Annotated in this window: 21 protein-coding genes; 14 read left to right on the plus strand and 7 right to left on the minus strand. The window is 71.0% G+C overall.

The window, feature by feature from the left end:
* Positions 1 to 128 precede the first annotated feature (128 nt).
* Positions 129 to 2,564, minus strand: a complete 2,436-nt coding sequence (locus tag ACTJJP_RS05065; RefSeq protein ID WP_440773931.1) for a LuxR C-terminal-related transcriptional regulator — start codon at positions 2,562 to 2,564, stop codon at positions 129 to 131.
* 261 nt (positions 2,565 to 2,825) lie between these two features.
* Between ACTJJP_RS05065 and ACTJJP_RS05070 the strand changes: the two genes are divergently transcribed.
* The 5 genes from ACTJJP_RS05070 (at position 2,826) to wecB (ending at position 7,692) form a co-directional block, all read left to right on the plus strand.
* Positions 2,826 to 4,115: a PVV-CTERM domain-containing choice-of-anchor G protein gene (locus ACTJJP_RS05070; RefSeq protein ID WP_440773932.1), complete on the plus strand. Its 1,290-nt coding sequence runs from the start codon at positions 2,826 to 2,828 to the stop codon at positions 4,113 to 4,115.
* A gap of 4 nt (positions 4,116 to 4,119) precedes the next feature.
* The gene (locus ACTJJP_RS05075) at positions 4,120 to 4,317 is read left to right on the plus strand and encodes an LPXTG cell wall anchor domain-containing protein (RefSeq protein ID WP_183418296.1); all 198 of its coding nucleotides are present in this window, start codon (positions 4,120 to 4,122) and stop codon (positions 4,315 to 4,317) included.
* Between the two features lie 44 nt (positions 4,318 to 4,361).
* On the plus strand, positions 4,362 to 5,651 hold the full coding sequence (locus tag ACTJJP_RS05080; RefSeq protein ID WP_440774159.1) for a glycosyltransferase family 2 protein: 1,290 nt from the start codon (positions 4,362 to 4,364) through the stop codon (positions 5,649 to 5,651).
* Positions 5,648 to 6,535, plus strand: a complete 888-nt coding sequence (gene xrtS / locus ACTJJP_RS05085) for an exosortase S (protein ID WP_440773933.1) — start codon at positions 5,648 to 5,650, stop codon at positions 6,533 to 6,535. Before ACTJJP_RS05080 ends, xrtS begins: the two co-directional genes overlap by 4 nt.
* A complete protein-coding gene (gene wecB / locus ACTJJP_RS05090; protein WP_440773934.1) occupies positions 6,532 to 7,692 on the plus strand; it encodes a non-hydrolyzing UDP-N-acetylglucosamine 2-epimerase in 1,161 nt (386 codons plus the stop codon). The genes xrtS and wecB overlap by 4 nt, the downstream gene beginning before the upstream one ends.
* Before the next feature lie 11 nt (positions 7,693 to 7,703).
* Here the strand turns inward: wecB and ACTJJP_RS05095 are convergent, their stop codons facing one another.
* The 3 genes from ACTJJP_RS05095 to ACTJJP_RS05105 form a co-directional block, all read right to left on the minus strand.
* Positions 7,704 to 9,590, minus strand: coding sequence for a BglG family transcription antiterminator (locus tag ACTJJP_RS05095; protein WP_440774160.1), 1,887 nt, complete (start codon positions 9,588 to 9,590; stop codon positions 7,704 to 7,706).
* 401 nt (positions 9,591 to 9,991) lie between these two features.
* Complete coding sequence (locus ACTJJP_RS05100) at positions 9,992 to 11,260, minus strand: alpha-hydroxy acid oxidase (RefSeq protein ID WP_440773935.1); 1,269 nt, start codon at positions 11,258 to 11,260, stop codon at positions 9,992 to 9,994.
* 23 nt (positions 11,261 to 11,283) lie between these two features.
* A complete protein-coding gene (locus ACTJJP_RS05105; protein WP_440773936.1) occupies positions 11,284 to 12,972 on the minus strand; it encodes an L-lactate permease in 1,689 nt (562 codons plus the stop codon).
* 124 nt (positions 12,973 to 13,096) lie between these two features.
* Here ACTJJP_RS05105 and ACTJJP_RS05110 point away from each other — a divergent pair, with 124 nt between their 5' ends.
* Positions 13,097 to 13,846 carry a FadR/GntR family transcriptional regulator gene (locus ACTJJP_RS05110; protein ID WP_440773937.1) on the plus strand — a complete coding sequence of 250 codons (750 nt, stop codon included), beginning with the start codon at positions 13,097 to 13,099 and terminating at the stop codon, positions 13,844 to 13,846.
* 9 nt (positions 13,847 to 13,855) lie between these two features.
* Here the strand turns inward: ACTJJP_RS05110 and ACTJJP_RS05115 are convergent, their stop codons facing one another.
* Positions 13,856 to 14,362: a MarR family winged helix-turn-helix transcriptional regulator gene (locus ACTJJP_RS05115; protein ID WP_440773938.1), complete on the minus strand. Its 507-nt coding sequence runs from the start codon at positions 14,360 to 14,362 to the stop codon at positions 13,856 to 13,858.
* 81 nt (positions 14,363 to 14,443) lie between these two features.
* On the opposite strand from ACTJJP_RS05115, the gene ACTJJP_RS05120 reads away from it, so the two are divergent.
* Positions 14,444 to 16,573, plus strand: a complete 2,130-nt coding sequence (locus ACTJJP_RS05120) for an MMPL family transporter (RefSeq protein WP_440773939.1) — start codon at positions 14,444 to 14,446, stop codon at positions 16,571 to 16,573.
* 54 nt (positions 16,574 to 16,627) lie between these two features.
* Here the strand turns inward: ACTJJP_RS05120 and ppsA are convergent, their stop codons facing one another.
* Entirely contained in the window at positions 16,628 to 19,045 is a 2,418-nt protein-coding gene (gene ppsA, locus ACTJJP_RS05125) for a phosphoenolpyruvate synthase (protein ID WP_440773940.1), read from the minus strand.
* Positions 19,042 to 19,923: a pyruvate, water dikinase regulatory protein gene (locus tag ACTJJP_RS05130; protein WP_440773941.1), complete on the minus strand. Its 882-nt coding sequence runs from the start codon at positions 19,921 to 19,923 to the stop codon at positions 19,042 to 19,044. Before ACTJJP_RS05130 ends, ppsA begins: the two co-directional genes overlap by 4 nt.
* Before the next feature lie 272 nt (positions 19,924 to 20,195).
* Here ACTJJP_RS05130 and ACTJJP_RS05135 point away from each other — a divergent pair, with 272 nt between their 5' ends.
* The 7 genes from ACTJJP_RS05135 to ACTJJP_RS05165 all read left to right on the plus strand — a co-directional run bounded on the left by ACTJJP_RS05135 (position 20,196) and on the right by ACTJJP_RS05165 (position 26,909).
* Positions 20,196 to 20,522 (plus strand): PTS sugar transporter subunit IIB, encoded by a 327-nt coding sequence (locus ACTJJP_RS05135; protein WP_440773942.1) that lies wholly within the window; start codon positions 20,196 to 20,198, stop codon positions 20,520 to 20,522.
* A gap of 19 nt (positions 20,523 to 20,541) precedes the next feature.
* A complete protein-coding gene (locus ACTJJP_RS05140; protein ID WP_440773943.1) occupies positions 20,542 to 20,817 on the plus strand; it encodes an HPr family phosphocarrier protein in 276 nt (91 codons plus the stop codon).
* 15 nt (positions 20,818 to 20,832) lie between these two features.
* Positions 20,833 to 22,518, plus strand: coding sequence for a phosphoenolpyruvate--protein phosphotransferase (gene ptsP / locus ACTJJP_RS05145; RefSeq protein WP_440773944.1), 1,686 nt, complete (start codon positions 20,833 to 20,835; stop codon positions 22,516 to 22,518).
* 96 nt (positions 22,519 to 22,614) lie between these two features.
* On the plus strand, positions 22,615 to 24,279 hold the full coding sequence (locus tag ACTJJP_RS05150; protein WP_440773945.1) for a PTS mannitol transporter subunit IICB: 1,665 nt from the start codon (positions 22,615 to 22,617) through the stop codon (positions 24,277 to 24,279).
* 104 nt (positions 24,280 to 24,383) lie between these two features.
* Positions 24,384 to 24,821 carry a PTS sugar transporter subunit IIA gene (locus ACTJJP_RS05155; protein ID WP_440773946.1) on the plus strand — a complete coding sequence of 146 codons (438 nt, stop codon included), beginning with the start codon at positions 24,384 to 24,386 and terminating at the stop codon, positions 24,819 to 24,821.
* The gene (locus ACTJJP_RS05160; protein WP_440773947.1) at positions 24,818 to 25,969 is read left to right on the plus strand and encodes a mannitol-1-phosphate 5-dehydrogenase; all 1,152 of its coding nucleotides are present in this window, start codon (positions 24,818 to 24,820) and stop codon (positions 25,967 to 25,969) included. Before ACTJJP_RS05155 ends, ACTJJP_RS05160 begins: the two co-directional genes overlap by 4 nt.
* A gap of 169 nt (positions 25,970 to 26,138) precedes the next feature.
* A complete protein-coding gene (locus ACTJJP_RS05165) occupies positions 26,139 to 26,909 on the plus strand; it encodes an alpha/beta hydrolase (RefSeq protein WP_440773948.1) in 771 nt (256 codons plus the stop codon).
* Positions 26,910 to 26,998 lie beyond the last annotated feature (89 nt).

Consider the following 26,998-nt stretch of genomic DNA (forward strand, 5'->3'; position numbering starts at 1 on the left):
ACGCGCGCGGCTTTCCGCACCCGCCCGGCGGGCAGGCGCGCGGAGCTCCCGCACCGCCGCCGGAGGGCGGGTGCGTCCGCGGCACGGCATCCGTCCCGGCGAAGCGGCCTCGCGAGGTCACGACCCCGTCAACGATGGGCGAGCGGGCGGGCAGCGTCCGCGGGCTGCCCGAACCTCTCCTGGCGACTCATGCCCAAGCGTGTACGGGCGTGATGCAGGTGCGATTCGACCGTGCGCACCGACAGGCCCAGACGACGGGCGATCTGCGCGTTCGACGCGCCCGTCACGGCGAGATCGACCACCTCCCGCTCGCGCGCGGTCAACAGATCGAGCGCGGGTCGAGCGTCGACGCGGACGGCTTCGTGCAGATCCGCGACGAACGCCCGCACCGGCGCGAGATCGAACCGCTCGTCCAGCGCCACCGCGCGCTCCCGGACCTCCGACAGGGGAACACCGGCGTCCATCATGATCTGCAGCAGCGAGGGCAAGAGCACCGGCATCCGTCGTTCGGCCAGCGAGATCGCGCGCGACGCCCGCTCCGCAGCGGCATCCGGTCGGCCGTTCGCGACCTCGAACCGCGCGCACACCGTCTCGCGCAGCACCGGGAAGGCGCCGTTCACCCCGCCCGTCGAGGCGGCGTCGATCCGTTCGAGCGCCTCGGCCGCGTGCACGAGATCGCCCCGCGCGATGAAGGCCACGGCACGAATCGCGTCGAACCAGATACGCAACGACTCCGGCGGGGAGATGCGCGGGATCTGCAGGCTGGCGACGGCGACCTCGGGGCGCATGCGCAGAAGCTGCACCGACGCGTCCAGAAGGGCGAGCACGGCGACCTCGTCCTGACGGTCGGCCCACCGCGCCGACAGCAGGCGGCGCCTGGTCGCACCCTCGACGACGACGAGGTCCTCCCCGATCATCACCATCGTCGAGGCGTGCAGGAGGAACAGGGCGAGGTCGGACTCGACCTCCCACCCGTGCGTCTTCTGCCGACCGCGCAGCAGGGCCCGCGCGCGGGCGGCCTCACCGCGCGACGCGGCGAGCGCCGCCTGGAGCGCCTCGCCGACGACGGCCGCGTCGGGCCGAGCGGCATCGACGGGCTGCGGCGACGGCGCCCTCTCGGCGAACGAGGCCCCGTTCGGGAGCGACAGCATCGCCACCGCCTGCTCGACGCGGACGCGCCAGTCGCCGTCATCGGGCGCCCAGCCCGCGAGGGCCCGCAGGCGATCGCGGGCGGCGTCCGGCCCCGTGCACGTCGCGCACAGGGTCCGGACGTACACGTGCAGGGCGAGTTCGCGTTCGGCCGCCGAGGCGGGCTCGGGAAGAACGTCCAGCAGGAGCTCGGCTTCGGCGTAGTCCTCGAGGGCGATGCGGGTGAGGATCAGCGCGGCCGTCGCGCGCAGGTCGGGGCCGTCGTCGAGGACGCGGGCGATCACCGGGAGGGCGTCGCGGGGCACGCCCGAGCGCGCCAGCGACAGCGCCGCGCGCGGCAGCACGATCGATAGAGACTCGGCGAGGGGACCGTCCACCTCGACCGTTCCGGTGAAACGCGCGCAGAACACCTCTTCGGCGGGGGTCAGCACATCGCCGTGGCGGAGGAGGTCGAGAAGACGGTGGGCGATGTCACGACGCTCCTCGAGGTGCTCCTCGCGCGGCGCTGACTCCTGGACGACCCGGGCCAGCAGCGGGCTCACGGCGGCCGACCCCTCCTCGACCGAGCCGACGACGAGGTTGCCGTCGTGCAGGCGGGCGAGGACGTCCGAGGGCACGACCGACCCGACGTGGCGGAGGGGGATCGCGCCGAGCTCGAACAGGATGCCGAGCAGGCGGCGGTCGCGCGCCTCGAGGGGCGCCAGCATCCGCGTGAGGGAGTCGACGAGGCCACCGGGCAGCAGATCGGCGAACGGCTCGACCGGGCACACGGCGTGCATCCGACCGCGGGCGGCCGCCATCTCGACCAGCTCGTCGACCAGCGCGGGACTCCCCCCGCTGAGGTGGTGCAGCGCCATCATCCACGCGTCGTCCGCGGGTCCGACCCCGTGCCGGTTCTCCCGCAGCGCATCACCCAGGGCGGTCGTCTCCGCGAGAGTCAGAGGTGCCACAGCGATGGTCAGCCGGTCCGCATCCTCCACCAGCGGTCGCAGCAGCTCCCAGCGGTGGATCGAGCCGCGGGCGACCTCGTGCCGGGGAGCGAGTGCCGCCAGGAGCACGGCATCCGATGCGCCCAGGTTGTCGACGAGGGCCGCCACCGCGGCATCCGGAAGCAGATCGATGTCGTCGACGACGAGAACCCCCTCGCGCGCGGCGACGTCCGCGACCACATCGGCGACATCGTCCGCGCCGACGAGCACACGCCGATCGGAGATCCCCGAACGCACCGTCACGACGCCGGCCCGCGTCTCGACCAGGAACGTCGGACGCGACTGCGCCTCGGCGATCGCCGCAAGCAGGCGTGAACGGCCGCTGCGCGCGGGCCCCGTCAGCAGCACGCTGCGTTTCGCGCGCAACGCCTCCGCCGCGATGCATTTCTCGCGCGCGCGGCCCGTCAGTGGTCGACCAGCACCCATGCGGTGTCTCCCTGCACTCTCCACGTCCTCGGACGCGGCCCCGACTCGTTCCTACACCGAACTCGGTGTCCGCCCCGAGGTTTCGGCCCGGAATCAGTAGTGCACGGGGCATACGGAGTTCACAGGAGCTCCCTAAGTAGTTCGATTCCGTACGGGGCACGGATGCCTCGGATTCGACGCCGCGCCTAGCTTCACTGTGCACCGCACCATCCGGCCCGCGGTGGGCTCGAAGGTGTGCGGCCATCCAGGAAGCAGGCATCCATGACCATTCGTCCACACACCTCTGCCCGAACATGGCGGACCGTGCGCGCCGTCGGGGCCACCGCCGCCGTCGCAGCGCTCCTCGTCCCCGCAACGGCGGCGAACGCCGCCCCCGCGGACGTCGTGTCGCAGGGCACGGGCCGTCTCGTTCAGACGTCCCTTCTCGGCACCGACATCCTCGACGCCGTCGTCGCCCTCCGCGGAGCGAACGCCGTCAACACCGACGCCTCGGGCGACGTCATCGTCGACCAGCCCCTCGACGCCGAAGCCATCGCCGGCCTCATCGCCCTGCAGGCGGGTTCCACCAACCTCTTCGGTGACAACGGCATCATCCAGCTCGGCGCGGTCGGTCAGTACGCCCGCGCGAATGACGACGGCAGCTCGTCGGCGTTCTCGGGTGCGGTCTCGGCAGCCCCGAGCCTCATCGGCGTCGGCACCGTCACGCCCTCCAGCGTCGGCGATCCCTCCGCGGAGAACTCGGCCAGCATCACGGTCGGCGGCGCCGACGCCCTCGCGGGGCTCCAGGTGAACATCGGAACGCTCGCGGCATCCGCTCTCAACACCACCGACGGGACCCAGACCGGGCAGTACGTCGTCGCCGATGTCGGCGTCGTCGTCAACGGCACCCTCGTCTCGGGCGTGCTGAACACCCTCAACCCCGCGATCGACACGTTGCTCGCGGCCGCGACCGTCGCCGGTCTCGACCTGGACAACCCGTTCGCCTCGGGAACCGTCACCCTGACCGAGGACGACCTGCTCGCCGCGGCGGGAGTCGCCGACATCAACGAGCTCGCGCCCGGCACCGACCTGCTGTCGTTCGTACCCGCGGCCGTGGTGACGCGGATCTCCGACGGGGTGAACGGGATCCTGGATGCCGTTCAAGACCGCGTCGACGACCTCGGCCTGGGCGGCGTGGTGCTCGGAGCAGCTCTCGGCGTCGCGCAGGGCGTCATCGTTCCGGTACTCGACGGCCTCGCCGACAGCCTCGAGGGCCCACTCGGTGACGCGATCACCGCACTGGCGCAACTGCAGGTCAACGTGCAGTCGACGGACGGCGGCACCTTCACCCAGACGGCGCTGCGGGTCGGCCTCGGCACGGCGGGCGCGATCGCGACCGTCGACCTGGCCACCGCGTCGGTCGGCCCCAACGCCGGCCAGCTGGCGGTACCCGTCGCCGGGCCCGAATCGCTGGCGCTCGCCGGTGGCGGGTTCGGTCTCGCGGCCGTGATCGTGGCCGCGGTGATGCTGCGACGCCGCAGCCAGTACGCGGCCGCACCGGCCCAGGGCTGATCACGTGTATCGCAACGGTGCGATGGGCGGCGGTGCCGTCGGCATCCTCGCGGTCACCGGCTACGCGGCCCCGACGGCGACGCTCGCCGTCGTCGGGGTCGGCGCGGCCGTGATCGGCGGGCTGCTGGCCTGGCGCTCGCGGCGTCATCGGTCGCAGGATGCCGTCGACCTGGCATCCGGAGAGGACACCCCCCGCTCGTGAACGCGCTCGAGTTCCTCTTCTCGCTCTCCTTCGTCTTCCTGGTGATGTTCCTCACCTACACGGCGCTGATCGTCGTCCCCTTCGTCCGCCGTCGTGGCGCCGTCGAGGGCGATCCGGCGGCGTTCGAGTGGCACGCGTTCATCCCCTGTCGAGACGAGGCGGCGGTGATCGCCGAGACGATCAGGAGGACTCGCGAGCGCTTTCCGGCGGTTCACCTGTGGATCATCGACGACGCCAGCACCGACGGCACCGGCGACATCGTCGCCCGGTTCGCCGACACGGATCCGCTGGTGCACGCCGTGATCCGGCGGCTCCCCGACGCCCGCTCGGGCAAGGGAGCCGCCCTGAACGCCGCGTATGCCCGGTTAGCGGAGTGGCGGGGCCTGCGCGGTGACCGCGGCGNCCTCGACGCCGACGGGTCTTTGGCCGAGAACGCCCTGCGCCAGGCGGCGGGGCCCGCAGCCTTCGGCTCGACCGACGTGGGCGCGATGCAAGTGGCGGTGCGCATGAGCAACCGCGACGACCCCCGGCCGGCCGCGGGGCAGGGCCGGTTCGGACAGGCCTGGGCGCGGTACCTCATCCGCATGCAGGACATCGAGTTCCGCACGACCATCGCGGCGATGCAGGTGCTGCGCATGCGGACGGTGTCCGTGGGGCTCGGCGGCAACGGGCAGTTCACCCGCCTCAGCGCGCTGCGCGCCGCCTCCTTCGAGCAGGGCGTGCCGTGGGGCGACGCGCTGCTCGAGGACTACGAGGTGGGCCTTCGCATCATGCTCGCCGGCTACCGCACCGTGTACGCCCACGACACGTGGGTGTCGCAGGAGGCCCTGCCCTCGGCTCGGCGCCTGCTCACCCAGCGCACCCGCTGGTGCCAGGGCGGCCTGCAGTGCGCGCGCTACCTGCCCAAGATCTACGCGTCGCGCACCTTCACCAACGCCGGGGCGTTGGAGGCGGCGTACTTCCTCGCCATCCCCTACATCCAGCTGATCGGGTTCGTGCTGTGGCCCACCGTCACGATCGCCATGGTCGTGTCCGGCGCCCTGTCGCCGGGCGGTCTGTTCGGGTGGCTGGCCGGCGCCACCTGGATCATCCCGCTGTGGGTGCTCACCGGCATCCTCCCCTTCGCCCTCTGGCCGCTGGTGTACGTCACGCGTGAGGAACGGCATCCCCTCTGGCGCGCGGGGCTGTGGGGCCTGGGCTATTGGCTGTACATGTACCAGAGCTACATCTGCGTGGTGCGCGCCTTCGGCCGCATGATGACCGGGCGGCGCGGGTGGACCAAGACCCGCCGCAACGCCGAGGCCGGACGCCTGCTGCTGGCGGTGGAGTCATGAGCGTCGCCGTCGCGCCCCTGCGCGCGCGGCGTGGACGGGCGGACGCCCGCGATCGACGCGGCCGGATCGCCCGCCTGACCACCGCGGGAGCACTGGCGATCGCCGCGGCGGCCCTCATCGCGACCGAGGCGACGACACGTGCCGCCGAGGCGATCCTCGCGCGCGAGTTCATCGGGCTCGTCGCCCCCGGCCGCGCGGTCGCCGCCGGACCCATCGTCTGGTTCGGCATCGGCACCCCGGAGGTCACGGGACTGGTCATCACGACGATGTGCTCGACCACCGTGCTCGCCGTGCCCCTGCTTCTGCTCGCGGTCGCGATCACGGGCATCACCCGCGCCCCGACCGGTCGCATCGGGATCGGGCTGCTCGTCGGACTCGGACTCGCCGTGTTCTGCAACATGGTCCGCTTCGCCTCCGCCGCCTGGGCGTACGGCGCCTACGGGCGCGAGGGATTCGACCTCGTGCACCGCTACGTCGGGTCGTTGTTCGTCATCGTCGGGTTCGTGCTCGCCATCGTGCTGCTGCTGCGCATCTCGCTGCGGGAGTCCGGGCAGCGTGGACGCGTCGGTCGTCCGGCGGGGCCCCGGACGGGCGGGACCCTTCCGGCGGCGGTTGCGGCGCCGGAGGAGATTTCGGCGCCGGGGGCTACGGAGGCCGCGCCGGCGGTGACGGCGGCGTCCCGCAGGGCGGCGTCCGGCGCGGATGCATCCCGCACGTCTTCGCGCGCGGCGGCATCCCGCACGGAAGCGTCCCGCACGACGGCATCCCGAACGGGGTCACCACCCACGGCGGCGTCCCCCACGGCGACTTCCCGCACGCAGGCGCCCCGCGCCGCGGGATCCCGCGCAGACGATTCCCGCGCGAACGAGGAGAGCAGCCGATGACCCCTCCCTGGATCGACGTCGTCTACGGCACGCGGCCCGAAGCGATCAAGTGCGCGCCGCTCGTCGCGGAGCTGCAGCGTCGCGACGGCATCCGCACGACCGTGACCGTCACCGGCCAGCACCGCGAGATGGTCGCCGAGATCAACGCGTCTTTCGGCATCCGCCCCGACGCCGACCTCGACGTGTTCCGCCGCGGCGCCGCCCTCTCCGAGACGACCTCGACGATCTTCGCGGCCCTGTCAGCCCGCTGGGCCGGCGGAGCACCGGATGCCGTGGTGGTGCAGGGCGACACCGCCAGCGCCGCGCTCGCGGCGGTCGCGGCCTACTACGTCGGCGCCCGTGTCATCCATCTCGAGGCGGGCCTGCGCTCCGGCGACCTGCGCTCGCCCTTCCCCGAAGAGGGCAACCGTCGCCTGATCGCCCCCTTGGCGTCGCTTCACTTGGCGCCGACGGATGCCGCTGCGCGGAACCTGCTCGCCGAGGGCGTGCGCCCCGACGACATCGTCATCACCGGCAACACCGGCATCGACGCCCTGCACCGCCAGAAGACCCACCCGCAACGCTTCCAGGACCCCGCGATGGAGGAGATCGCCGCGGGGCCGATGCGGGTCGTGCTGGTCACGGTGCACCGTCGCGAATCATGGGGCGGCCCCCTCGCGCGGATCGCCTCGGGGATCGCCGAGGTCGTCTCGGCTCGTCCCGACGTGGTGGCGGTGCTCCCCCTGCATCCTAATCCGCAGGTGCGCGCCGAGGTGCGCGCGGCCATCGGCGGCGCCGAGCGGGTCGTGCTGTGCGAGCCCCTCCCCTACGCCCAGTTCGGGCGCCTGCTCGGACGGGCGTACTGCACGGTGACCGATTCCGGGGGTGTGCAAGAGGAAGCACCGGCCCTCGGCGTACCCGCGCTCGTGGTGCGCGAGACGACCGAACGGGGCGAGGGGGTCGCCGCCGGGGCGGCGCGTCTCATCGGAACCCGTCGTGAGGCGGTCGTGGCGGAGCTCTCCGCGCTGCTGGACGATCCCGCAGTGCACGCACGCATGTCTCGGGCGCAGAACCTCTACGGCGACGGTCGCGCGGCGCCGCGGGCGGTCGACGCGATCGAGCGGGTGCTGGGGGTGCCGTCGCGGGCCGCTCCCCAGCTCGCCGGCGTCGGCCTGTAGTCCCGGGCCCGTCAGCCGTCGATCACCGCGACCAGCTCGTCGAGGAACGCCGGGAACGACGTCGCCCGCCGCACGATCCGCTGCACGCTGTCGCGCTCGCTGAACACCTCGACGAACTGCTCGAACACCGTCTGGAACGCCTCGCGGTCGGTCTCGCTGAACGCCACGAGCGCGACCACCTGCACGCGTCCCTCGCCCCACGCGATCGAGGGGTCGGCGATGCCGATGGCGATGCGCGTCTTCGTCGCGGTCATGCCCATCGCATGCGGCACGGCGAGCGCGTCGGTGAACGCCGTCGACGAGATGGCCTCGCGCTCGACGGCGCGCAGCACGTAGTCCTCGTCGATGACCCCCTGCGAGACGAGCAGCCCGCCCAGACGCCGGATGACGCCGGCCTCGCCGTCCGTGGCATCCAGGCCCCGCACGAACGCCTCGGGCGCGAAGTAGCGCTCGAGCTCCGCCCGCAGACGCGCCAGGCGTCGCCCGCGGCGGATGCGACCGGCCGCTGCCTGTACGCGCTCCACGTCGGCGTCGGTGAGGAACGGCTGGATCCGCACGAAGCGGTCGCCCGGACGCGGCGGGTCGATCGTGGTGAGCACGAGGTCGGTGTCGATGGCATCCCAGGCCGGATCGATGCGCGTCTCGACGCCGACGACCTCGATCGCCTGCCCGAGGGAGCGGTCGACGCTCGAGCGCAGCAGCTCCTGCATCTCGTAGTAGCCGGGGCACACGATGGTCGCCGTCAGCAGCTGGTCGGCCCGGCGACTGCGTTCGAGCCGGCCGCCGACGTGCATGGCGATGTAGGCGATCTCGTCGTCGAGGATCGGGATGCCGAGGCCGTCCTGCAGCCCCTTGGCGATGTACACGGCGACCTCGAAGATCATCGGGTACGTCGACTTGAGCGATCGCGTCAGCGGATTGCGCGACCACGCCTGCTCCCGCGAGCGCGCGAGGAGGTTCTGCACGTGCAGCGCGAGGCGCAGGATGAAGTCGTCGTGGGCGATGTCGACGAGGAACTCGGATGCCGCGTTCCCCACGACCCGGCGCACGGCGACCTCCACCGCCGGGTCGAGGCGCGCGCGCACGTCGTCGCCGCCCGGGGAGCCGGGGGCGACGATCCGGGTCAGCACGAGGGTCGCGAGGTGGCGGAGATCTCCGGATCCCAGTTGGACGCCGATGTGCTTGAGGGTGAGGCGGTCCAGCAGCGTGACGACGGCGGCCGCGGCGTCGGAGGAATCGCCGCCGGGAGAGCCGAGGGCCCGGTCGCGGGTGGTGCGGTCGGCGGCGATGGCGATGTGCATGACGACGTCGCCGATGCCGATCTCGTTGACGTAGTAGCCCAGGGCTCCGAGTTCGGCCACCAGCTCGGCCTTGAACGGTCCGAAGGCGCGTGCTCCCACCGATCGCTCCCCGAGTGTCCGCCGCAGCGCGTCGAGGTCGAAGAGGCCGGCATCCATCTCGTCGTGCGCGAGCTTCGACAGCAGACGCCGTTGCGCCACCTCGGTCCCGCGCAAGCGGGCGGTGGATGCCGAGCGCTCGAGGGTCAGCTCGGTGCCGCCGAGCAGCCCGCGCACGCGCGACAGGTCGGCCTCGAGGGTGGCGGGGCTGACGTGCAGCGAGTCGGCCGTGTCGAAGACGTCGATGCCGTCGGCGGCATCCAGCAGACGGCGCACGAGGGTGTGCAGGCGGTCGCGGGGGGTGCCCGCGTCGGATCCGCTGATCGTGCGCAGGGCGGCGGCGGCGTTGCTTCCCGCACGATACCCCTGCGGACCCGACTCGATCGCCACGCCCCCGGAAACGCGGGCGTTGACCGCGGTGACGTAGGAGCGGACACTGCGGGGAGTGACCCCGAGGGCATCGGCGAGAGAGGCCGCGGTCGACCACTCACCATCGCGCATCAGCAGGGCGACGAGGCGGTCTTGGCGAGTCTTCGTCGTCACGATCCGTCCTCCGCACCGCCCCGGTGGGCAGCGTCCTCTTTATCCAACCACGCGTGCACGGTCACGGCGCGGGGCGCGGCGGGCTTCTACCACTCCGGCGCCGCACCGCGCGGACGCCGGCGCACCCGGCGGTGTGCACGGGGCCGATCCCGCGCGCGCTCTCGGGCGGGCACGACGAGACCCTCACGCATGGCGCCGCGGGCACCCGGCTCGCCCCGCGGGGGAACACCCGGACGAGCGCGACACGGCCCTCACGACACCGAACGCGGACGACCCCGGCCCCGCGCGCCAGCACATCCGGGTGGGGAAGACGAGACCGGCCGGGCGCGTTCCCTCGAACGAGCCCGGCCGGTGACGTCTCAGATGCGGGCGGCGGAGCCCTCCGCGGCGACCCGGCGGGGCACGAGACGCTCGAGCTGCGTGACGTGACCGGGCGTCAGTTCGGCCAGCGAGGTCACCTGCAGCAGCTGCATCGTGCGCACGACCTGGTCGGAGAGGATCTCGATCGCGCGGTCCACACCCTGACGACCTCCGGCCATGAGGCCGTACAGGTAGGCGCGGCCGATGAGCGTGAACTTCGCACCGAGGGCGAAGGATGCCACGATGTCGGCGCCGTTCATAATGCCCGTGTCGATGGCGATCTCCGTATCGGCGCCCACCTCGCGGACCACCTCGGGGAGGAGGTGGAAGGGCACGGGCGCGCGGTCGAGCTGGCGGCCGCCGTGGTTGGAGAGCACGATCCCGTCGACGCCGAGATCGGCGAGGCGCCGGGAGTCTTCGACGTTCTGCACGCCCTTGATCACGAGTTTGCCGGGCCACAGCGCTCGGATCTCGGCGAGGTCGTCGAACGAGATCGTCGGGTCCATGGCGGAGTTGAGCAACTCGCCCACGGTCCCGCCGGTGGCGCTCAGGGAAGCGAATTCGAGCTTGGGGGTGGTGAGGAAGTCCCACCACCACCAGGGCCGGGGCAGAGCGTCGACGATGGTCGAGACGCTGAGCTGGGGCGGGATGGAGAAGCCGTTGCGCTTGTCGCGCAGGCGGGCGCCGGCGACGGGGGTGTCGACGGTGAAGAACAACGTGTCGAAGCCGGCCGCCGCCGCACGCTCGACGAGCCCGTACGAGATTCCGCGCTGCTTCATCACGTACAGCTGGAACCAATTGCGCCCGTGCGGGTTCGCCGCCTTCACCGATTCGATCGAGCTCGTCCCGAGCGTCGAGAGCGTGAACGGGATGCCGGCGGCCCCCGCCGCTCCCGCCCCGGCGATCTCACCCTCGGTCTGCATGAGGCGCGTGAAGCCCGTCGGGGCGATGCCGAAGGGCAGCGCCGAGGAGCCTCCGAAGATCTGGCAGCTCGTGTCGACGTGGGATACGTCCCTCAGGATCGACGGGCGGAATTCCACGTCGGCGAAGGCCTGACGCGCTCGGGCGAGGCCCTCTTCGCTGTCGGCGGCGCCGTCGGTGTAGTCGAACGCGGCGGCCGGGGTGCGGCGCTTGGCGATGTCGCGGAGGTCGCCGATCGTGAGGGCGGCGTTCAGGCGCCGGCGACGGCCGTTGAAGTCGGGCCGTTTGAACTGCATGAGCTCGAGCAGTTCGACGGGGTTGGGGAACTGACGTGTCACAGCGGACATGGCGTGCCTTTCAGGGGAGAGGGTTACGGGAGCATCCAGGACAGGACCGACGACTGCAGTCCCACGAGCAGGCACATCACGACGAGCATGCCGAGGCTCCACCAGATGACCTTCCGGAGGATCGTCGCCTCCTGACCGACCAGACCCACCGCGGTGGCGGCGATCGCGAGGTTCTGGGGGCTGATCATCTTGCCGATGACCCCGCCCGAGGTGTTGGCGGCCACGAGCAGCGTCGGGTCGATGCCGGCCTGGACCGCGGCGCTCTGCTGCAGCGTCGCGAAGAGGGCGTTCGCGCTGGTGTCGGAACCGGTGACGGCCGTGCCGAACCAGCCCAGGATCGGCGAGAGGAAGGCGAACAGAGCGCCCGTCCCGGCGATCCACGCACCGATGGTGAGCGTCATCCCCGACATGTTCATGACGTAGGCGAGTGCGAGGACCGACCCGACGGTCAGGAGCGAGAAGCGCAGCTTGACCAGGGTCTGCCACCAGGAACGAGCGGCCTCGCGCAGCGGAAGGCGGTACACCAGGGCGACGACCACGCCGCAGATGATCAGCAGGCTGCCCGCCGAGGAGAGCCACGCGAACGTGTAGACCGTGGAACCGGCGACCTTGCCCGCGGCGGTGAGGATGTTGCCGTCCAGCCCCGGCCAGCCGATCTTGATGTCGGTGCCGACGAGGAACATCTTCAGCGGCTCCCAGAGCTTCGCCAGCGAGAAGACCACCACGACGAGCAGGTAGGGGAAGAGCGCGAAGAACACCGTGCGCGGCGTCAGACGCGGGCGATCGGCCGCCGCCTCGGCATCCGTCGTTCCGACACCACCGCCCGCGGCGGTCGTGCTCGCACCGACCAGGCTCGCGGTGCACTCCTTGAGCAGTCGTTCGCGGGCGGCGGCGGTGCCGCGCGGCTGCCAGAAGCGCAGGAGCACGACCGCTGCGGCGATGCCGGCCAGGGATGCCACGATGTCGGTCAGCTCGACCGAGATCCACGTGGCGCTGACCCACTGCGCGATGGAGAAGACGACGCCGAAGGTGAGGGCGGCGGGCCAGGTCTCCTTCAGCCCTCGCCAGCCGTCGGCGATGAGCACGAGGATGAACGGCACGAACAGGGCGACGAGGGGCGTCTGGTGCCCGACATATGCGCCGATCTCGTGATAGTCGATGCCGGTGAGGCTCCCGGCCGTGACGATCGGGGTGCCGACCGCGCCGAAGGCGACCGGGGCGGTGTTGGCCAAGAGCACGATCACGGCGGCGCGCATCGGGGTGAAGCCGACGGCCATCAACATGACGCCCGTGATCGCCACGGGAGCACCGAAGCCCGCGAGGGCCTCCAACAGACCGCCGAAACCGAAGGCGATGATGATCGCCTGGATGCGCGGGTCGTCGCTGAGCGCGTTGATGACCAGCCGGAGGTCTTCGAACCGGCCGCTGCGTACCGTGAGCTCGTAGAGCCAGATGGCGTTGAGCACGATCCACATGATCGGGAACAGCCCGAAGACGAATCCCTGTGTCGCTGAGAGGGCGGCGAGATCGACCGGCATGCGGTAGCCGAAGACGGCTACCAGCAGCGCCACGCCGAGGCCGGACAGTCCGGCCCAGTGCGCTTTCCAGCGCAGCAGGCCGAGGGTCACGAAGACTGTGACGAACGGCAGGCTCGCCACGAGCGCGGAGACCACAATGCTGGCGCCGATCGGCGCGAGTTCGGGGGTGTACATACGAGCCTTCCTTCGAACTTCATCGTTGCGAAGCGTCGGACCATTGAGAGGTCAGACCGCTAACGCACAGTATCGGCCTGACCGATAGGGTGTCAACACTCTCTCTTCCGAAGGCGGTAGGCGCATGACATCCCTCTCCTCGGCCGACGAGACCGACAACGGCCTCTGGTCGCCCGTCAAGCGGGCCCGCGCGCACGAACTCGTCATCGAGGTCATCGAGGACCGCATCCTCTCCGGAGCACTGCGGGTCGGCGACGCGCTCCCCCCGGAGCGCGAACTGGCGGCGAACCTCGAAGTCAGCCGCGCTGGCGTGCGCGAGGCCGTGCGCGTGCTCGAGAGTCAAGGGGTGCTTCGCTCCCAGCCGGGCGCGGGCGCCGCGGCCGGCACCTTCGTCGCGGCCCTCCCGCGCGAGGCGCTCAGCCGCTTCCTGCGCCTGCACGTGGCGTTGTCGAACTTCACCATCGAAGACGTCACGGAGGCGCGGATCGTCCTCGAACGGGCGAGCGCCGCGTCAGCCGCTCGCCGGCTCGACGATGCGGCGCACGCGCGCCTCGTCGCCGCGCTGGCGGCGGGCGACGCGGCGATCGGCGACCGGCAGGCCTTCAACGAAGCCGACACACGTTTTCACCTGGCGATCGCCGACGCCTCCGGCAGCAGCCTGTCCGCGGCTCTCACCGGCGCCATCCGCGAAGCGGTGCGGGTACCCCTCCAACACGCGATCGAGCGCAACAGCGACTGGGGCGACCAATCGGCGCTCCTCCAGAGCGAGCACCACGCGATCTTCCAGGCGATCCGCGCCGGTGACGCCGACCGCGCCGCCGATGTCACCGAAGCCCACATCCGCCGCGCCTCGTCGGTGCTGTTCGCTGCGTGAGCCCGGGCCTCAGCGAACGGCCGTTCCCTCCTCGGACGCGGGGGCGTACGTGGCCACGACCCGCTCGAGGTAGCGGGCGATCACGGCCTGCTCGGCGTCGCTGAACTCGTCGAGGACGCGGTCCACCCGCGCGATCATGGGCCCGAGATGGCCCATCGCCCGCTCGATGGACGACGCGGTCGGCACGACCAGCACGCTGCGGCGGTCGGTCGGGTGCGGCGCCCGGGTGACGTGACCGAGTTCGACGAGGCGGTCGATCGCGGCCGTCGTCGCGGCGGTGGTCAGGTCGAGTCGGCGTGACAGTTCGCCCGGCGAGAGCGGGCCCGACATCACGAGATGCCCCATGGCATCCAAGCCCGTCGGATTGACCGCGAGTTCGCGCTGCAGCGACTTCTCGAAGCCGGCTCCGGCGGTGAAAAGCTCGCGCACGAGAGCGGTCGGCACGCGCACCGACGGCACGGGCTCGACCGGGGATTCGGGGGCCGGGGAGGCGGTGGAAGGAATGGACGCTTCCATGACTGGCACTCTACGCCGACATGCAGTACGTTCCTTATGTCTCGATAATCGAGATAATAGAAAATCGAGAGAAAGAGTCGGATGGACGGCCTCCTGCGTCTGCTCACCTCGGCCCGTACGTCGTGGATCGTGCTGGTCGTGGCGTTCGCGGCCGTCTCGGCGTTGTTCGTCCTCGGCTCGGGCACGTCATCCGAGACGGCACCGGCGAACGGGTTGCCCGGTTCGGCCGAATCGGCGCAGGTCGACGCGCTGCTGGACGCCTTCCCGGATGCCGAGACGACGTCGGCCCTCGTCGTCTTCGCGTCCGACGAGGGCGAGGCCCTCCCGGCGGCGACGGTCGCCGCCATCCAGCAGAAGGCGTTCGGAGAGCTCGCCGACCTCACCCCCGACGGCTTCCTCCCCCCGGCGCAGGTGTCGGAAGACGGCACCGTCGCCCTGCTCGTCGTCCCGCTGGCACCCGAGAGCGATGTCGAGCTCCAGACCGAACGGGCGAACGAGATCCGCGACCTGGCCTCGGCCGACCTCGACGGCGTGCGCACCTACCTCACCGGCCCCGAGGGCTTCGAGGTCGACATCGCGGCCGTGTTCGACGGCGCCGACTTCACGCTGCTGCTGACCACCGTGATCGTCGTCGCCGTGCTCCTGCTCATCACCTACCGCAGCCCGTGGCTGTGGCTCGTGCCGCTCGTGGTCATCGGCACCGCCGACGCATCGGCCGGCATCGCGGCCCGCCGCGTCGCCGCGCTCGTCGGGGTGCAGCTCGACGCCTCGGTCACCGGCATCCTGTCGGTCCTCGTGTTCGGCGCTGGCACCAATTACGCCCTGCTGTTGATCGCGCGCTATCGAGACGAACTGCGTCTCGTCGCGGACCGTCGCGAAGCGATGCGGCGCGCGGTGCGCGGCGCGGGCCCGGCGATCATCGCGAGCGGCTCGACGGTGGCGCTCGCCCTCGCGACGCTGCTGCTCGGAGAGCTGTCGGGCAACCGCGCGCTGGGCCTGGCGTGCGCGGTCGGCGTGCTGGTGGCGATGGCGTTCGCCCTGCTCGTGCTGCCGGCCGCCCTCGTGCTGTTCGGTCGCTGGCTCTTCTGGCCCTACGTGCCGCGCTTCGGTTCGCCCGACGCGATCTCCCGCAGCCCGTGGGGCAGGCTCGGCCGTGCGGTCTCGCGACGTCCCGTCGTGGTCGCTCTCACCGGCGCGGTCGTCCTCGGCGCGCTGGCGAGCGGGATGCTCTTCGTGCAGACGGGACTGTCACAGAACGACCGGTTCGTGCAGAAGCCCGACGCCGTGCGCGGACAGGAGGTGCTCGCCGAGGCGTTCTCGGCCGGTGCGACGTCGCCCGCGACGGTCGTGGCACCCGTCGCCGACGCCGAGGCGGTCGCCACGGCCGCAGCCGCAACCGAGGGCGTCGACGGCGTCCGTCTCGCCGAGCAGACCGACGACTGGGCGCGCATCGACGTGACCCTGTCGTCGGCGGCCGAGACCCCCGAGGCCTTCGCCACGATCGAGCGGCTGCGCACCGACCTCGACGGCATCGGATCCGGAGACGCGCTCGTGGGCGGTCTCGACGCGCGCGCCCTCGACGTGGCCGGAGCGCAGCAGCGAGACCAGGCGCTGCTCATCCCCCTGATCCTCGCGCTCGTGTTCCTCGTCCTCGTGATCCTGCTGCGCTCTCTGCTGGCCCCCGTGCTCCTGCTGGTCGCAGTCGTCGCGAGCTTCTTCTCGGCCGTCGGCGCCGCGTGGTGGCTGTTCCAGACGCCCCTGTTCGGCTTCCCCGCGATCGACACGAACGTGCTGCTGTTCAGCTTCCTCTTCCTCGTCGCCCTGGGCGTGGACTACAGCATCTTCCTCGTCACACGCGCGCAGGAGGAGAGTCGCACCCTCGGCACCACGAGAGGCATGATCCGCGCCCTCGCGGCGACGGGGGCCGTCATCACGAGCGCGGGCATCCTGCTCGCGGCCGTCTTCGCGGTGCTGGGGGTGCTGCCGCTGATCACGCTGACCCAGATCGGCGTCATCGTGTGCATCGGCGTGCTGATCGACACCCTGCTCGTGCGCACCGTCATCGTCCCGGCGATGGCCTTCATCGCCGGCGACAGGTTCTGGTGGCCACGCCGCCCGACGGTGACGGATGCCGAGGCGGCCGCCGCCGAAACCGAGTCGGAGACACCGCGGACCCGCGCTCAGCGCCGCGGGCGCGTGCCGGTCTCTTGAGCCCTCCGGGCCGGGGGACGTTCCCCTGATACCTCCCGGCCCGGAGCCCCTCCATCAGAGCCGCGACAGGTGCGCCTGCGTCAGGATCTCGGCTTTCGATCGCTCGTTCGCCGCCAGGGCGAGCCACGTCTCCACGACCGTGTCGGGGTTCAACGACAGAGACTGGATGCCGCGGGCGACGAGCCACTGGGCGAAATCGGGGTGATCGCTCGGCCCCTGCCCGCAGATTCCGACGTACTTGCCGTGGCGGTGGCACGCGTCGATCGCCATCCCGAGCAGGTGCAGCACGGCGGGGTCGCGCTCGTCGAAGGCGGAGGCCATGAGCGCCGAGTCGCGGTCCAGGCCCAGGGTGAGCTGAGTCATGTCGTTCGAGCCGATCGAGAAGCCGTCGAAGTATTCGAGGAACCGCTCGGCGAGGATCGCGTTCGCCGGCAGCTCGCACATCATCACCACGCGCAGGCCGTTCTCGCCACGGCGCAGGCCGTTGGCGGCCAGGAGCTCGATCACGGCCGCCGCCTCGCCGAGGGTACGCACGAACGGCACCATGATCTGCACGTTGGTCAGGCCCATGTCGTCGCGGACGCGTCGCAGCGCCTCGCACTCCATGTCGAAGCACGCGCGGAACTCGGGTGAGACGTACCGCGCGGCGCCGCGGTAGCCCAGCATCGGGTTCTCCTCCTCGGGCTCGTACAGGGTGCCGCCGATGAGGTTCGCGTACTCGTTGGACTTGAAGTCCGACAGCCGCACGATCACCGTCTCCGGTGCGAAGGCGGCGGCGATCATCGACACGCCCTCGGCGACGCGCTGGATGAAGAACTCCTCCGGGGACGGGTACGCCGAGATGCGCGCACGGATATCGTCGGCGAGTCGGCCTTCGAGGCGATCGAGCTCCCGCAGCGCCCGCGGGTGGATGCCGATCTGCCGGTTGATGATGAACTCCAGCCGCGCCAGCCCCACCCCCGCGTTCGGCAGCCGCGAGAAGGCGAAGGCCTGGTCGGGAGTCCCCACGTTCATCATCACCTTGACCGGGGCCTGCGGCATCCGGTCCAGTTCCGTCGTCTCCTCGGTGAAGGGCAGGATGCCGTCGTACACCCGACCGTCGTCCCCCTCGGCGCACGACACGGTCACCGGCTGACCGTCGACGAGGGTCGAGGTGGCGACCCCCGTCCCCACCACCGCGGGGATGCCGAGCTCGCGCGCGATGATCGCCGCGTGGCACGTGCGCCCCCCGCGGTCGGTGACGATCGCCGAGGCGCGCTTCATGATGGGCTCCCAGTCGGGATCGGTCATGTCCGCCACGAGCACGTCGCCCGGCGCGAAGTCGGCCATCTGATCGATCGAGCTCAGCACACGCACGCGTCCTGCCCCGATGCGCTGGCCGATGGCGCGTCCCTCCACGAGCACCGGGCCGCTCTCGGCGAGCACGAAGCGGGTGAGGACGTTCCCCGAGCGGCGCGACACGACCGTCTCGGGGCGCGCCTGCAGCACGTACAGCCGACCGTCCACTCCGTCCTTGCCCCACTCGATGTCCATGGGTCGGCCGTAGTGCTCCTCGATCACGAGCGCGATGCGGCCGAGCTCCTCGACCTCCGCGTCGGTGATCGAGAACGAGCCGCGCTCGGCGGCATCCACTTCGAGGAAAGCGGTGCTGCCGTCGACGTGCTGCCCGTCGGTGTAGCGCATGGCGATGGCCTTCTCACCGACGGAACGCTTGAGGATGGCGGCGCGACCGGCGCGCAACGCAGGCTTGTACACGTAGAACTCGTCGGGGTTGACCGCGCCTTGAACGACCGCCTCCCCCAGGCCGTACGAGCTGGTGATGAACACCGCGTCGTCGAAGCCCGACTCGGTGTCGAGGGTGAACATCACGCCCGACGCTCCGATGTCCGAGCGCACCATGCGCTGCACGCCGGCCGAGAGTGCGACCTCGTGATGGTCGAAGCCGTGGTGGGCGCGGTACGCGATCGCCCGATCGTTGTAGAGCGAGGCGAACACCCGGCGCACCGCGTGCAGGATGTTCTCGATCCCGCCGATGTTGAGGAACGTCTCCTGCTGCCCGGCGAAGGAGGCGTCGGGCAGGTCTTCGGCGGTCGCGCTGGAGCGTACGGCCCAGGTCACCGCAGCCGGATCGGATTCGCCGGCGACGAGGGCGGCGTACGCCGCCCTGATGTCGGCCTCGAGGTCGGCCGGGAAGGGCTGGTCCTCGATCCAGGCGCGCACGCGCGCCCCGAGCTGCGTGAGGGCGGCGACGTCGTCGACGTCGAAGCCCTCGACGGCCGCGCGGATGCGAGCGTCCAGACCACCCTCCGCGAGGAAACGCCCGAAGGCGTCCGAGGTCGTCGCGAACCCCGGGGGAACGCGGATGCCCGCGGAGGCGAGGTTCGAGACCATCTCGCCGAGCGAGGCGTTCTTGCCGCCGACCTGGGCGAGATCGGCCATACCGATCTCGTCGAAGCGCAGGATGTTGGTCATGAGGTGGGCCTTTCGTTCTGTCGGTCCCGCAGCGTCATCGACTGCAGGATCACGGCGGACATCTCCTCGACGCTGCGCGTCGCGGAGCTGAGGAAGGGAATGCGGTTTCGGCGGTAGAGGTCTTCGGCCCGGCGGATCTCGAGGGTGCACTGCGCGAGGCTGGCGTAGGTCGAGTGGGGGCGGCGTTCGTGGCGCACCTGGCTGAGACGCAGGGCCGTGGTGGTGAGACCGAAGCATCGGTCGGCATGCGGGGCCACCGTCGGCGGAAGCGCGTCGGTCGGGAAGTCGTCGTCGGTGAGCGGATAGTTCGCGACGAGGAGCCCGTAGTGCAGGGCGAGGTACATCGTCGTCGGCGTCTTTCCGCACCGCGAGGGCGCGACGATGATCACGTCGGCGCTGTCCAACGCCCGACGGCTCTGGCCGTCGTCGTGCTCGATTGCGAACTCCACCGCGCGCATGCGGGCGAAGTACTGTTCGAGGTCGCCCAGGCCGTGATACTGCCCGGCGCGCGTCTCGGCAGCGGTGCCGAGGGCGCTCTCCAGTTCGGTGAGGTGACCGGCGAGCAGATCGATGACCACTGCGGCGTCGGCGGCCAGACGTCGTCGGATGCCGGCGTCTTTCACGGTGGCGAACACGATGGGCCCCCGGCCGGCCCGGGTGGCCAGACGGAGCGACTCCACGACCGTGTCGACAGGGGTCACCGTGCCGACGAACGGCACCGTGCGGCGCTCGAAAGCTCGGTCGGGGAAGTTCGCCAAGAGAGCACTGCCGAGGGTCTCCGCGGTGATCCCGGTGCTGTCGGAGACGAAGAACACCGCGCGGCGACCGCCGACGGAATCAGCATCGCTCACGGCGGGAGAGAGGAAAGATCCGGCCATGTCATGACGTTAGGACTCATTCACGCCCGTCATACGTTCGCGTTACCCGAAAGAACTCATCTTCTTTCGGCAAAGGTAAGACCTCTTCGTTTCTGTCCGTCGATCGCTCACGCACGCCCGTGAGCACGTCGCAGACCGGTGACGCCGCGTTCGACGGTGTCGACGTCTGTTCCGCGCCGGTGTACGGCGTCGATGTTCCGGGGGGTGGGAAACGAACCTGGTTGTCGCCTGAGAACGGGGTGCGGACAATCAAGAGGAAGAAAGGCCGGTCGATGAGGATCCTCGTGGTGTGTGGAGCGGGTGCGTCGAGCACGTTCGTGGCGCAGCGCGTCCGTCGTGCTGCGCTCGAGCGAGGACTCGACCACTCCGCGTCCGCGGGTACCTCGCGCTCCCTGCCGATCGACCTCGACACCGCCGACATCGTGCTCGTGGGACCCCACCTCGCCGCCGAGATCGCCCACATCCGAGACGCCGCCGAAACCCGGGGCGTCACCGTCGTCCTGCTCCCCGATGACGTCTTCGCCGACGTCACCGGCACCCGAACCCTCGCCCTGGTCGAAGAGGCGCTGCGCGTCCGCCAGCCCGCGGACACGATCTGACATCGACGGAAAGGACCCCATGCCGCACCTGACCCGCACCGTCCGCATCGGATCGTCGCACGGCCTGCACGCCCGCCCCGCGAAGCTCTTCGCGCAGGCGGCGAAGGACTCCGGCATCCCCGTGACCATCGCGAAAGACGCGGGCAAGCCGATCAACGCGGCCAGCATCCTCGGCATCATCGCCCTCGGCCTGGAATACGGCGACTACGTCACCCTCACCGCCGACGGCGCGAACGCCGAGACCACAATCGATCGCCTCAGCGAACTGCTGACCACCGACCACGACGCCGAGTAAAGGAAGCACAGGAACATGACGGAACTCCGGGGAGTCGGAATCGGACTGGGCGTCGCCCAGGGACCCATCGCGCGCATGGCGGAGCCTCTGCCCGCTCCGAAAGACGCCAAGAGCGACCTGTCGGTCGAGGACGAGACCGCCCGCGTGCGCGAGGCCGTCGCCGCTGTCGCCCGCGAGCTCGAGGCCCGCGGAGCCCAAGCCGGCGGTGCCGCGCGCGACGTGCTCGAAGCGCAGGCGATGATCGCCGAGGACCCCACCCTCGAGGCGGAGGTCGACTCGCGCCTGGCCGCGGGAAAGACCGGCGAGTTCGCCGTGCACGACGCCTTCGCCTCGTTCCGCGAGCAGCTCGTCGCGCTCGGCGGCTACCTCGGCGAGCGCGCGGCCGACCTCGACGACGTCGCCCAGCGCGTGATCGCGCGCCTGCGGGGCGTCGCCGCACCCGGCATCCCCGACCCCGGCCACCCGTTCGTCCTGGTCGCGAAGGATCTCGCCCCCGCCGACACGGCGCTGCTCGATCTCGACAAGGTGCTCGCGCTGGTCACCACCGAGGGCGGACCGACCTCGCACACGGCGATCCTCGCCCGCGAGAAGTCGATCGTCGCGGTCGTGGGTGCGGCCGGCGCCAAGGATCTCATCGACGGGCAGTCCGTCATCGTGGATGCCGCCGCGGGCGTCGTCACCGTCGACCCGACCGACGACGAGAAGGCGCGCGCGCTCACCCGTGCCGCGTCGCGGGCCGCCGCGGCATCCGCCCCGATCACCGACGGCGCCCTCGCCGACGGCACGAAGGTGCCCCTGTTGGCCAACCTCGGAAAGCCCGGCGGTGCCGCCGAGGCGGTCGAGCTCGGCGCAGAGGGCGTGGGCCTGTTCCGCACCGAGTTCCTCTTCCTCAGCTCCAGCTCCGCCCCCACGGTCGAAGAGCAGCGCGCCGCCTACATCGAGCTGCTCAGCACCTTCCCCGGCAAGAAGGTCGTCGTGCGCGTGCTCGACGCCGGCGCCGACAAGCCGCTGCCCTTCCTCAACGACGCGCACGAGGAGAACCCCGCGCTGGGCCTGCGGGGCCTGCGCGCCCTCCGGGCCAGCGAGGACATCCTGCGCGAGCAGCTCACGGCCCTCGCCGAAGCGGATGCCGCGACCCGGGCGTCCGAGGCCGGCCCCGCGGACCTGTGGGTCATGGCGCCCATGGTGTCGACGGTCGAGGAGACCCGCTACTTCACCGACCTCGCGAAGGACTACGGCCTGAAGACCACCGGCGTCATGGTCGAGGTGCCGTCCTCAGCGCTGCTCGCGGATCGTATCCTGCAGATCGCCGACTTCGCCTCGATCGGCACCAACGACCTGACGCAGTACACCCTCGCCGCCGACCGTCTGCTCGGCTCCGTCGCGTCGTTCCAGGACCCGTGGCATCCGGCCGTCCTGCGTCTCATCCGCGAGGTCGGGGCCGCGGGCCGCGCGAACGGCAAGCCCGTCGGCATCTGCGGCGAGGCCGCGGCCGACCCGCTGCTCGCCGTCGTGCTCGTGGGCCTCGGCGCCACCACGCTGTCGATGGCCCCCACGGCCCTCGCCGACGTGCGCGCGAGCCTGCTCACCCACACTCTCGACGATGCCCGCCGCATCGCCGAGGCAGCCCTGTCCGCCGATGACGCGGCATCCGCTCGGGAAGCGGCGCAGGCCGCGTCCGCTCTCGTTCCCACCCCGTAGACCCCCGGGCGGTTCCGGCCGCCCCGTCGAAACGCGGCGGAAGCCGCACCCCCATCGCTCGGCCCCCGCCGCGCACCACACCAAGGAGACACAGCAATGACGACGACGTCAGCCACCAAGAAGCCGGGAGGGGCTCGGATCGCCGTACAGCGATTCGGAACGTTCCTCTCCGGCATGATCATGCCGAACATCGCGGCATTCATCGCATGGGGTTTCATCACCATGCTCTTCATCCCCGCCGGCTTCTTCGGCGCGAACAGCCCGTTCGGCTGGCACTGGGCCCCCGTGGCCGAGATCCTCGGCGGCGGCGGCGACGCGGCGGTCATCAACTGGCCGGGCGCCATGACCGCGCTCACCGCGACCGAGGACGGCAGCACCTACCAGGGCTACGTGGGCCTGGTCAGCGTCATGATCACCTATCTGCTGCCGCTGCTCATCGCCAACACCGGTGGACGCATCGTCTACGGCGCCCGCGGTGGCGTGGTCGCCACGATCGCCGTGATGGGTGTCATCGTCGGCACCAACATCCCGATGTTCCTCGGCGCGATGATCATGGGCCCGCTGGCGGCCTGGATCACCAAGCAGATGGACAAGCTGTGGGACGGAAAGATCCGCCCCGGCTTCGAGATGCTCGTGAACAACTTCTCCGCCGGCATCCTCGGCATGGTCCTCGCGATCGTCGGCTTCTTCGCCTTCGGCCCGGTGTTCCTCGGCATCAGCGCGGTCCTCGGCAGCATCGTGGCATTCCTCGTGCAGTTCAACCTGCTGCCCGTGCTGTCGATCATCGTCGAGCCGGCGAAGGTGCTGTTCCTCAACAACGCCATCAACCACGGTGTGTTCACCCCGCTCGGCATCGAGCAGGCCGCGGAGAGCGGCAAGTCGATCCTGTTCCTCATCGAGGCCAACCCCGGCCCCGGCCTCGGTCTGCTGCTCGCCTTCACCTTCTTCGGTGTCGGCGCGGCGAAGGCCTCCGCCCCGGGTGCGATCATCATCCAGTTCCTCGGTGGCATCCACGAGATCTACTTCCCGTACGCCCTCGCGAAGCCCATGACGATCCTCGCCCTGATCGCCGGTGGCGCCTCGGGTGTCGCGACGAACATGATCTTCCAGGGTGGCCTCGCCTTCCCCGCGGCTCCCGGCAGCATCATCGCCGTGACCGTCGCCGCCATCGGTGCCGGCCCCGCCAACCTCCTGGTCGTCTACCTGTCGGTGGTCGTCGCCGCTGTCGTCACCTTCCTCGTGGCGGGTGTCATCCTGCGGGCGTCGCGCAAGCGCGACCTCGAGGCCGAGGGCGACAGCTTCGCGGCCGCGATCGATCAGACCGCCGCCAACAAGGGCAAGGAGTCCTCCGCCCTCGGCGCCCTCCGCACCCGTGCGGCCGGCACGACCGGCTCGGGCACCACCGACTCGGCCGACCGCGACGTCGAGGGCGCCCTCGGTGGTCTCGGCGGCGGTGTCGCGACGAAGCAGCTCAACAACATCGTCTTCGCCTGCGACGCCGGCATGGGCTCGTCGGCCATGGGCGCGAGCGTCCTGCGCAACAAGATCAAGAAGGCCGGCATCGACGGGGTCACGGTCACCAACCAGGCGATCGCGAACCTCGACGGCTCCGCCGATCTGGTCATCACGCAGAACCAGCTCACCGACCGCGCGAAGGCGCAGTCGCCGGACTCCGTGCACGTCTCGGTCGACAACTTCATGAACTCGCCGCGGTACGACGAGGTCGTGCAGATGGTCCGCGAGCAGCACGAAGCGAAGTAACACCCCTATCACGGAGGGGCCGGCGCGTCAGCACCGGCCCCTCCGCCTTCCCGTCCGGCCCGTCATTTGCGAGGCTGGACAGCACGACGAGAAAGGCGAGAACCATGTCGAACGTCCTCCGCATCGAATCCGTCCGCATCCACCCCGGGAGCGCCACCCGCGAGGAGGCGATGAAAGAGGCCGCCGACCTGCTGCAGGCCGCGGGCTCCGTCACCGGCGAGTACTTCTCCGCCATGCAGCAGCGCGAAGAGACCGTGTCGACCTACATGGGCAACGAGCTCGCGATCCCCCACGGCACCAACGAGACCAAGCAGGCCATCCTCACCTCCGGCCTGTCCGTCGTCCGGTACGACGGCGGCGTCGACTGGGGCGGCGAGCCCGTGAGCTTCGTCGTCGGTATCGCCGGCAAGGGCGACGAGCACCTCGAGATCCTGTCGCAGATCGCCATCCTCTTCTCGGAAGAGGACGACGTCGCACGCCTGAAGGCCGCCTCCTCCCCCGAGGAGCTCTTCGAGGCCCTCTCCGGATCCGTCAACGCATGAAGGCCGTCCACTTCGGCGCCGGCAACATCGGTCGTGGCTTCGTCGGCCTCCTCCTTCACGAGGGCGGTTACGAGCTCGTCTTCTCCGATGTCTCCGCCGCGCTGGTCTCGGCGATCAACTCCGCCTCGTCGTACACCGTCCACGAGGTGGGCGAGGGTGGCGTCGACAAAGAGGTGACCGGTTTCCGGGCGATCGACAGCTCCGTGGACGCCGAGGCCCTCGTCGACGAGATCGCCACCGCCGACGTCGTGACCACCGCCGTCGGCCCGACGATCCTGAAGTTCGTGGCCCCGCACATCGTCGCGGGCCTGGCGCTGCGCGACCCCTCGCTCGCGCCACTGCAGATCATGGCGTGCGAGAACGCGATCGGCGCGACCGACCAGCTGCGCGAGCACATCGTCGCCATCGCCGGCGAGTCGTGGGATGCCCTGGCATCCCGCGCCGTCTTCGCCAACACCGCCGTCGACCGCATCGTCCCGGCGCAGGCCGTCGGCGGAGTGGACGTCACCGTGGAGCCCTTCTACGAGTGGGCGATCGAGCGGGCCCCGTTCGGCGACACCCCGCCGCACATTCCCGGCGCGCACTTCGTCGACGACCTCGAGCCCTACATCGAGCGCAAGCTGTTCACCGTCAACACCGGACACGCCACCACCGCGTACTTCGGGGCGCAGGCGGGCATCGAGCGCATCTCGGACGCCCTCGCCGATCCCGCGATCGCGGCCAAGGTCGAGGCGGCGCTCGAGGAGACCAGCGCACTGCTCGTGCAGAAGCACGAGCTCGACGCCCAGGTGCAGGGCGAGTACCGCGCGACGATCCTGCGCCGCTTCCGTAACGCCGCCCTCCCCGACACCGTGTGGCGCGTCGGTCGCCAGCCGCTGCGCAAGCTCTCTCGGCACGAGCGTTTCGTCGGTCCCGCCGCCGAGGCCGTGGAGCGGGGCCTGCCCGTCGACGCGCTCGTCGCGGCGATGGCCGCTGCCCTGGAGTTCACGGATGCCGAGGACGCCCAGGCCGTCGAGCTGCAGCGTCTCCTGCGCGAACTCGACGCGGACACGTTCACGGCCGAGGTGACCGGTCTCGACGCGGCGCACCCGTTGTCGGCGCGGATCGTCGAGGTCGTCGAGGCCCGCAAGGCCGCGCTGGCCGACTGAGCCGCCCCGTCCCCCACGACAGCCGCCCGATGCGTCGCCGAGTGCGCCGCGTCGGGCGGCTGTGGTTCGGGCCGCTGTCGTTCGGGCCGCCTCCCCCGCCGTCGGGCGGGTTCGCCGGCCCCGGCCGCAAGCCCATCGCCGCGGCGGCCTCGGGGGTTACGCTCGAAACGTGACCGACCGTGAACTCCCGTCCGCGACCCGACCCCGTCGTCGTCGTCGGTGGGTACGGTGGGTCCTCGGCGGCGTCGGCGCCCTCGCGGTGCTGCTGGCCGGCGGCATCCTGATCTACACCCAGGTGGGGGTCATGGGGGCCGAGCCCGGACCGCTCGCTGAGGTCGAACAGAACCCGGGGCTGACGATCGCCGACGACGGCGCCGGCATCGTCCTGTCCCCCACCGCCGGCGCGACCGGCCAGGGCCTGGTGTTCATCCCGGGTGCGAAGGTCGAGGCCGAGGGGTACATCGCCACCCTCGCCGACACGGTCGTCGACGACGGTGTCACGGTCGTCATCACCCGCCCGTGGCTCAACCTCGCCTTCTTCGATCCGCGGCCGCTGTCGACGTTCACCGACCTCGCCCCCGACGTCACCAGCTGGGCTGTCGGCGGCCACTCCCTCGGTGGTGTGCGCGCGTGCCAGCTGGCCTCCGACGCCGACGCTCTGGTGCTGTTCGCCTCGTACTGCGCGAACGACCTGTCGGCATCCGAGCTGCCCGTCCTGAGCCTCTCCGGCTCCGAGGACGGCCTCAGCACCCCGCAGAAGATCGCGGATGCCAAGGCGCAACTGCCGTCGACGGCGACCTTCGTCGAGATCCCCGGCGCCTCGCACGCCTCGTTCGGGTCGTACGGTGTGCAGCCCGGCGACGGGACTCCCACCGCTGACCCCGCTGAGGTGGATCGCGTGATCGCGGAGCAGCTGGGCGGGTTCCTGCCGCGCAGCTGAACGGGGGCGACGGAGAAAGCTGCTCTCTGCCGGCGCGACATCGTCGACGCGATGACACGGAGGCGTCACGGTGAACCCTCCGTCGATTT

The organism is Microbacterium sp. 22296 (assembly GCF_052045385.1).
GTDB lineage: Bacteria > Actinomycetota > Actinomycetes > Actinomycetales > Microbacteriaceae > Microbacterium.